Source organism: Mucilaginibacter sp. P4_G9 (assembly GCF_056400985.1).
Genome location: NZ_JBFUKF010000913.1, coordinates 1 through 687 on the forward strand (window position 1 = coordinate 1; position 687 = coordinate 687).

Annotated in this window: 1 protein-coding gene; it reads right to left on the minus strand. The window is 42.6% G+C overall.

Annotated elements, in window-relative coordinates; genetic code table 11:
- The coding region (locus AC1DPZ_RS28525; protein ID WP_477409892.1) for a glycosyltransferase family 2 protein at positions 1 to 687 on the minus strand (687 nt) is incomplete at both ends.

Sequence of the window (687 nt, forward strand, 5' to 3'; positions counted from 1 at the left end):
GCATCGTATTGCTGTGCCATGATAAGAATACTTGCGGCTAACTGGGCTTGCCTGCCTATTACAATCCTTATGGTTTTATCAAAATATAGCCTTTGATAGGATGTTAAGAGATTTAGGCGGGTTAGCCAGCCTGCTGTTTGATCGGCGCTTGCAGAATTTGAATAACGTATGGATATGGAAAGCACTTCTTCAATAACATAGAACCGGGCGCCGCTACCGGCCAATTTAACATGCAAATCGGCATCCTCCCAAATGCGGAGGTTGGTATTGAACCCTCCGGTGGTTAAAAATTTTTCTTTGCGGTACAACCCGTTTATGCCGCCAATGGGATGGGCAATGGTGTATGAAACAGCATCCTGATTGATTTGTCCGTTGGAATATTTCCAGCTGATTAATATGTTTTTTTGATCGGTATCGTACCAATCAACGTTACACAGCACCACATCATAATTACCTGTTTGGGCAATAATGGCTGTTTTTGCCAGGTAATCAGGATCTAAAAAATCATCAATATCATGAAAATGAATCCATTGGCCATTTGCAGCTGCTGCAAGCATGTTGCGGGCAAAGCCGGGGCCTTTGTTTTCGTCGCCTTGAATTACGGTACAACCTCTCTTTGTTAACAGTGTAACGGTATTATCGGTACTTGCGTCGTCATAAAATATAACCTCGTTAAAAGGTTTGTTC